This window comes from Vibrio sp. VGrn 2 (assembly GCF_009361695.1).
In the GTDB taxonomy this organism is placed as follows: Bacteria; Pseudomonadota; Gammaproteobacteria; order Enterobacterales; family Vibrionaceae; genus Vibrio; species Vibrio diabolicus.
This window is the reverse complement of record NZ_RBWD01000010.1, coordinates 188848-196987: the sequence shown is the minus strand read 5'-3', so window position 1 is coordinate 196987 and position 8140 is coordinate 188848. Positions and strand designations below refer to the sequence as shown.

At 47.4% G+C, this 8140-nt stretch carries 1 protein-coding gene and 1 pseudogene; one reads left to right on the top strand and one right to left on the bottom strand.

Going from position 1 to position 8140, the window contains the following annotated elements; genetic code table 11:
• Positions 1-7 precede the first annotated feature (7 nt).
• Positions 8-6238: pseudogene (locus D8S93_RS17045) on the top strand (VCBS domain-containing protein); the annotation flags it as partial.
• Between the two features lie 161 nt (positions 6239-6399).
• Here D8S93_RS17045 and D8S93_RS17040 read toward each other — a convergent pair.
• A complete protein-coding gene (locus D8S93_RS17040; RefSeq protein ID WP_152814416.1) occupies positions 6400-8061 on the bottom strand; it encodes an electron transfer flavoprotein-ubiquinone oxidoreductase in 1662 nt (553 codons plus the stop codon).
• Positions 8062-8140: the final 79 nt, after the last annotated feature.

The window sequence follows — 8140 nt, the reverse complement described above, 5'->3', positions numbered from 1 at the left end:
CGGCAAGGTGATCGAAGGCAATCTCGGTGATGTCGCGACCGCAACCGGCACCCTTGCTATCTCTGATGTTGATAATGGTGATGAGCCAGTGTTCAGCAACACTACCGTTACGGGCACCTATGGTGAGTTGGTGTTGGTGGATGGAAAGTGGACGTATACGCTGGATCAAAGCCAGGTTCAGCAGTTGGACGAGGGTGAGCAGGTACAAGACACCATCACCCTGACGGCAACCGATGGCACCCAACAAAAGATCGTGATTGATATTACGGGCACCGAAGACATGCCAGCCGTGACGGGCACGTTCACCGGCAAGGTGACTGAAGGCAATCTCGGTGATGTCGCGACCGCAACAGGCACCATCACCATCTCTGATGTTGATAATGGTGACGATCCGATTTTTGCAAACACCACCGTTACGGGCACCTATGGTGAGCTAGCATTGGTGGACGGGAAGTGGACGTATACGCTGGACCAAAGTCTGGTTCAACAGCTGGACGAGGGTGAGCAGGTGCAAGACACCATCACCCTGACGGCGACCGATGGCACCCAACAAAAGATCGTGATTGATATTACGGGCACCGAAGACACGCCTATTGTTGACGGTACGTTCACGGGGTCGGTGACCGAAGGCAACCTCGGTGATGTCGCGACCGCAACAGGAACCATCACCATCTCTGATGTTGATAATGGCGACGACCCGATTTTTGCAAACACCACCGTTACGGGCACCTATGGTGAGCTAGTATTGGTGGATGGGAAGTGGACGTATACGCTGGATCAAAGCCAGGTCCAACAGTTGGACGAGGGTGATCAGGTGCAAGACACCATCACTCTCACGGCGACCGATGGCACTCAACAAAACATCGTGATTGATATTACGGGCACCGAAGACGCGCCAGTCGTGACGGGCACGTTCACGGGCAAGGTGACCGAAGGCAATCTCGGTGATGTCGCGACCGCAACAGGCACCATCACCATCTCTGATGTTGATAACGGCGACGATCCGATTTTTGCAAACACTACCGTTACGGGCACCTATGGTGAGCTAGCATTGGTGGATGGGAAGTGGACGTATACGCTGGACCAAAGCCAGGTTCAACAGCTGGACGAGGGTGAGCAGGTGCAAGACACCATCACCCTGACGGCAACCGATGGCACCCAACAAAAGATCGTGATTGATATTACGGGCACCGAAGACACGCCTATTGTTGACGGTACGTTTACTGGCAAGGTGAGCGAAGGCAACCTCGGTGATGTCGCGACCGCAACAGGCACCATCACTATCTCTGATGTTGATAATGGCGATGAGCCAGTGTTCAGCAACACTACCGTTACGGGCACCTACGGTGAGCTAGTATTGGTGGATGGGAAGTGGACGTATACGCTGGATCAAAGCCAGGTTCAGCAGCTGGACGAGGGTGACCAGGTACAAGACACCATCACTCTCACTGCGACCGATGGCACCCAACAAAACATCGTGATTGATATTACGGGCACTAATGATGTTCCTGAATTTGTTAGTGGGAGTAATGACAACTTTGGTCTGGATGCCCAAGGTAAAACCGACATCGATAGTTACCAGTTTAGCGTTGATGAAAACAGTCAATCGGGTGTAATTGGAAAAGTAAATGCATTCGATGTCGATCAGGATGGTCAGATAACGTATCACTTAAACGGTCATAGCGAACTGTTTGAAATCAACAGTCTTACCGGTGAGATCAGTGTCAAAAATGGTGCAAATCTGGACCATGAATCTATCGATAACTACCAGCTAGAAGTAGAAGCTCGTGACCAATTTGGCGGTAAAGACACAGCTCAGGTCGAAGTGTTGGTTCGCGATATTAATGAAGCCCCTATTGCTGAAGATGATAAGGGCATTGAAAAAACAACCAAGACACTTGACCAGAGCAACTGGGATGACAGTGCTGATATCACAGTTGATTATTATGTGATTGATACTCGATCTGGAAACAAGGTTTCTGATGCATCGAAAGCTGATTATGTTGGTGACGGCGACCACAAATATGGCATTAGTTCTGCGCTAGACAGCGGCTCTGACCGGGTTCAAGATGGTCAGATTCGATATGATGATGCAACTGGACAAAGTGAAGCAATGCGCTTCTCCTTCGCTAATGGTCAGGTTGCCGATCATGCTGAAGTTGAAGTGAAAAACCTATGGACAGACACTTCGAACGGTAGCTGGGAGCCTGGTATTGAGCGCGGTGTTTGGAAGGCTTACTACAAAGGTGACTTGATTGCGACAGGTGTGTTTGAAGGTACCCGTGGTGGTAATCAAGTAGTCAACATCAATGCAGATGGGCGTTTCTTCGATAGTATTGAAATGTCTACTACCAGCTATAAAGACGGTGTCATTGATCCTAAAGGCTCAGAGTACTTTATTACTCAGGTATCAGCGGACCTGACGACCTTTGATGAAGCTTACCAGACCAACGGCTCAGGCACTTTAGAGCTGGATGTTCTAGCGAATGACAGCGACCCGGATGGTGACGCTCTGACTATTATCGACTATCCATCAGAAAGCTTCCTTAGTCTGCAAGATGGTAAATTGGTCTTTGATGCGGCCAAGTACCTAGAGTCACTGCCAGCTGATCAACAAACCCTGAAAACGGGTGAAGTGAAAGATTATACTTTCGAATACACCATCCGTGATGACGACGGCCTGACTGATAAAGCAGAAGTTACCGTTAGTGTGATGGGTGAGCCTATGTCGCTCAGTGATGCACACGCAGCATTGGATGAATCTCAAGTTGGTACGGATACTGGCGTACATGCTGAAGGCAACTTTATCGCAAACCTCGGGTCTGCAACGGAGGCTGAATATCACTTCAACGCCGAGCAAAACCTAGGTGGTTTCACCAGCGATGGTAAAGAGGTCGTGTTTGAAGTGAGTGCAGATCAGAGCACTCTAACTGGTTATACTGGAACAGGTGCCGACCGCATCAAAGTGGTTCAAGCCAACATAGATAGCAAAACGGGTCATTTCACAGTTGATCAACATATGCCTCTTGATCATGCGGAGCAGGGGGCGGACATGCTGGATATCCGCGCTAGCGTCGAGGTGGATGCCGGAGGTCAGTCTGAGAGTGCCACCTTGCATCTGAATGTAACGGATTCATTACCGTCATCGTCTTCAGCTCACTACGAAATAAATGATGTTGATTCACAAAGTAATAGTGTTGTGATTGCACTTGATGCGTCAGAATCAATGCTCGACTGGGTAACAGATGCAGACGGACAATATGTTACTCGCTGGCAACTTGCTCAGGACTCTATTAAGTCAATGTTTGAGCAATACCAAGATTTGGGTCCAGTAAGTTTTAGAATTGCAACTTACAGCGGACAACCATCTGGCCAGATTTCTGAGTGGCTAGATTCTGCCGAGGCCATTGATGCCTTTATCTCTGGTATACATCCATATGCATCGACGCCATATAACCAGGCCGTTGACCAAATAAATGAAATACTTAGTGATCCAGAAGATGACGCATTGCTTAGTAATACCGATACCCAGCTTTACTTTATCTCAGATGGTCGACCTTCCGATTTTACCTATTGGACAAATCAAACGAACGTGGGAGAAATTCAAACCCGTGAAAACTTGATTAAGTGGTCAACATCAGATGATTTTGAAAGTGAACAGCGTTATCAGGACATAGTGAATGGTCGGGTTCAGCCTACTTCTGAAGAAGAGGGCATCATTCTGCAAAATGCGATGGAAAATGGCATCAGCAGTAGCGGTCAGGATGTTGAAAATATCTGGTCTGTCGGTATCGGTAATGGTGCGTCTCTGGAACATCTGGAGTCGATCGCGACAGATAAAGGTAGTGCTATTGTCGTTGTAGATGATTCTCAGATTGGGGATTTGCTTAGTAAAACGGTCTCAGGCCAGTTGCAAGGCAACCTTCTGGATGACAATGGCGGTGATGCTCAGTGGGTAGATCACATCACTATCGATGGCGAGATATATTACTACAACAAAGTAAACGGTGATGTCACTACCAGCGATGGCACGAAAATATCGGATCATTCTCTGGCGCAGATTGATACCAACCACGGCAAGCTGACCATTAACTTTGAAAATGGTCACTACGACTATCAAGCGAGTAATGTTGTAGGTCATCAACAAGAGAAGCTTGACGTTACGGTTATCGATGCTGACGGTGATACTACAAATAGTGAAGTTACCATTGATATCCGAGATCGCGCACCAGAATTCATCAGTGTCGGTGATACAGACCAAACCCATGGCACCGATGCCAACGGTATGCCAACAGAAGATACAGCAAGCTTTGACGTCGCTGAGCAAGAAGTTGGGGTATTAGTCGGCCAGGTGGAAGCGTTTGATCCGGATGGCAGTGACACCATAAAGTATGAATTGAGTGGTGGTGATGCTGATCTATTCCGTGTTGACTCGAATAGCGGTGAGATTTGGCTGAAAGATGGTGTAAAACTGGATCACTCGACTCAGCAAACGTATCAGTTGGAAGTGTCTGCAAGCGATGGTGTTGATACCGATACAACTCAGGTTATCCTGAATGTCACTGAGAACCATGCCCCAACCTCATCTCCAGTTCAGGGCTTTGCTCAGATGGAAGACTTACCGATCAATAAAGTGACGGTAGTGTTCGACCACTCGAACAGCATGACCCGTACCTTTGACGGTGAGAATACCGTGGGTCGTGATGCAACCGCACCGAAAACTGAATCGAGAGCTTACAAAGCAGCAGCAGCGTTACATTCCATGGTTGAAAACATGATTGCCGATGGAGGAGAATCAAATACCTATATCCGCCTGGTACGTTTCGACGGAGATACATCCACACATAGCTGGCTGACCTTGAGTGAAGTTGAGTTGATGACACGCCCACCAGAGATGAATGGCCGTGATCCAAACGATTTAAGTTTCCAAAATGAAGTGTCAGAATATGTGCGCAACTGGTGTGACGTAGAATACGGTACCAATACGGATTACGATAAAGCTTTAGAGGCTGTAATGGAGCCTGGTGAGGCAAGTAATGCCGTTTACCCTTGGCAGGATGGTTGGGACTATTTCGGTCCAGAAAAACCGTCAGAGAGTAAGGACACCATATTCTTTATCTCAGATGGCGAACCCAACCCTAGCGTGGGCGCTGTTACTTCTCCTGATCTAGACGAGCGCTGGGAGGATTACAAACAGACTCATGACGCCAAGGTATATGGGATTGGTATTGCTCTCTCTGATAATGTCAAAGCCGCAGAGGCTCTAGATGAGCTTAGCGACAAAGTGGTGTTTATCGACTCAGGTGAAGACTTGGGGCAGTACCTAAACCAGTTCTCTCCCGATCCAATTGCCGGCGAGTTACTGGCGGGAAGCCAGGACGCTGATGGTGATAGCATGACCATTTCTTTGGCAGAAGGCGATTTCACTCTGTTGGGCGCAGATCTGCACGGTGTAACCGTAAATCAGCCGTTAGTTTCTTCAACCAGTGACGTAGATGGTCAACTTCATATCCAGACAGCGTTCGGTACTTTGGAAGTGTCATCCAATGGCAGTTATAGCTTTACTCAAAGCGATGAACTTACTCTACAGGGTGACCAGCAGGCGGATATGCATTTCTTGTTTAAAGTGTCTGATGGTAAAGGTGGCATAAGTGAAAACGTCTTTACACTTACATTGAACGATTCTGGCACCGATATTGTGCAAACTGAGCGCCATGCGTCGGTGGGAGATGAGTTTGCGAATAGCATCACTGGTGGCGAAAGCATTGATATTTTGCTAGGACAAGCAGGTGAAGATACGTTGAGTGGTGGCGCAGGCGATGACATTCTGGTTGGTGGGCTCGGAAACGATATCCTGACGGGAGGTCTAGGCAGTGACATCTTGACAGGTGGAGAGGGTATTGACACCTTCACCTTTACTCAAGAATCACTGGACATGACGTCATCAAGAGATGTGATTAAAGACTTTAGGCTGGATGAAGACAAGTTGGATTTGAGTGACATTCTTGAGTTTGTCGGTGACGACACAACGGATATGGATAATCTGTTGGAACACGTAAGCGCAGACTACGATAGTGCCCAAGATACTCTGAACTTGACGATTACTGGAGAAGGCAGCAACACAATGTCCGTGGCATTAGAGAACTTTGATTTATCAGGGTTGGAGCTAGGGTCGTCAGCGACATCTCATGAAATCGTTGATCAGCTGTTCCATCACCAAGTTTTTAGCGTGGATTAATATTACCTGAAGATAAAGTTATTTTAGTAAATAGCACCTGATTGAATCATCAGGTGCTGTTTTTCTTTATCTGCCGCTGTTAGCTACCGACTTTTTGCTTAACCACTTTACAAATTAGCAGTAGTAAATGCACTGCTTCTGCACTTTAAGTGGTTCTTTGGTTACATGTTTTGATAGCTTGGTCCGCCACCACCTTCTGGCGCTTTCCATGTGATGTTCTGTGAAGGATCTTTGATGTCACAGGTTTTGCAATGCACGCAGTTGGCGGCATTTATCTGAAACTTCAACTTACTCTCAACTTCCACCACTTCGTAAACCCCTGCAGGGCAATAGCGCTGGCTCGGCTCGTCATACATACCCAAATTCACATCAATTGGAATGTGAGGATAAGTCAGAACAAGGTGGCAAGGTTGGTTCTCTTCGTGCTGTGTTCCTGATAAAAATACCGACGAAGGCTTATCAAAACTGATTTCACCATCTGGTTTTGGGTATGCAATTGGTTGGCACTCTTGTTTAGGTTTTAACTGTTCGTGATCGTACGAATAGTCCTTGATAGTCCAAGGTAACGGCTTCTTAACCAGTGGTTGCCATAGGTTATGCTCAAAGGTCGAAAGTGCACCGCCCAGTATGCTGCCAAACTTGTGGATGTTCGCACCAAAGTTACGTGTTTCGGCGAGCTCGTCATACAACCATGATGATTCAAATAATGACTGGTAGCCTGGCTCAGAAGCCCCAGTTTGTAGGGCAGTATGTACTGCTTCTGCTGCAATGATTCCGGACTTCATGGCTGTGTGGCTGCCTTTAATTTTAGCGACATTCAAAGTCCCTGCATCACAACCAATCAATAAACCGCCGGGGAATTGCTGTTTCGGCAGAGAAGAAAGTCCACCTTTTGCAATGGCTCTTGCGCCATATGCGATACGTTGGGCACCTTTAAGATGTTGCTTGATAGCTGGATGGTGCTTAAAGCGTTGAAACTCGTCAAACGGGCTTAAGTAAGGGTTGCTGTAGTTTAAATCTACGATCAAACCGACCGCGATTTGGTTGTTCTCCATGTGATAGAGAAAACCGCCGCCAGTGGTATTTGTTTCGCTCAAGGGCCAACCAGCGGAGTGGATAACACTTCCAGATACATCCTTACTGTCAGTGGGTAATTCCCATATCTCTTTTAGGCCAAGCGCGTAGTGCTGAGGTTGCTTGCCTGCGTCTAGGTCGAACCTTTGAATAAGTTCTTTACCCAGATGTCCGCGACAACCTTCAGCAAAAAGGGTGTATTTTGCCTTTAGCTCGATACCTGGCTCAAAGTTAGGTTTGGCTTGGCCGTTCTTATCTAGTCCCATGTCGCTCGTATTAATGCCTGTCACGGCGCCAGTCTGATCATAATTGATGCTTGCAGCGGCAAAGCCAGGAAAAACTTCCACCCCAAGACTTTCTGCTTGGTTAGCGAGCCAACGGCAAAGGTTGGCAAGGCTAATTACATAATTATTTTCGCCATTTATCATTGGACGTGGCGTAAGGAAATGAGGGACGCAAATATGGTTTTGCTCAGTAGTAAGATAAAGGAAATGGTCTTGCTGAACTGAGGCTGATAGCGGGGCATCCATTTCTTTCCAATCGGGGAAAAGTTCATCCAAGGCATTGGTTTCAAAAACAGCGCCAGATAAAATATGTGCGCCCACTTCTGAGCCTTTTTCTACAACGCAAATTGAAAGTGCGTCACCTTCACTATCTTGGTTGAGTTGAGCTAGGCGACAAGCGGCACTTAAGCCCGCAGGTCCGGCTCCCACGATCACGACATCAAACTCCATGCATTCTCGTTCCATCTATCTGCTTCCTTTCTATTATCGTCATCTGCGTGACAGGTTTTTGGTTTCTATACAGAAAACTATAGCTCAGTTGACG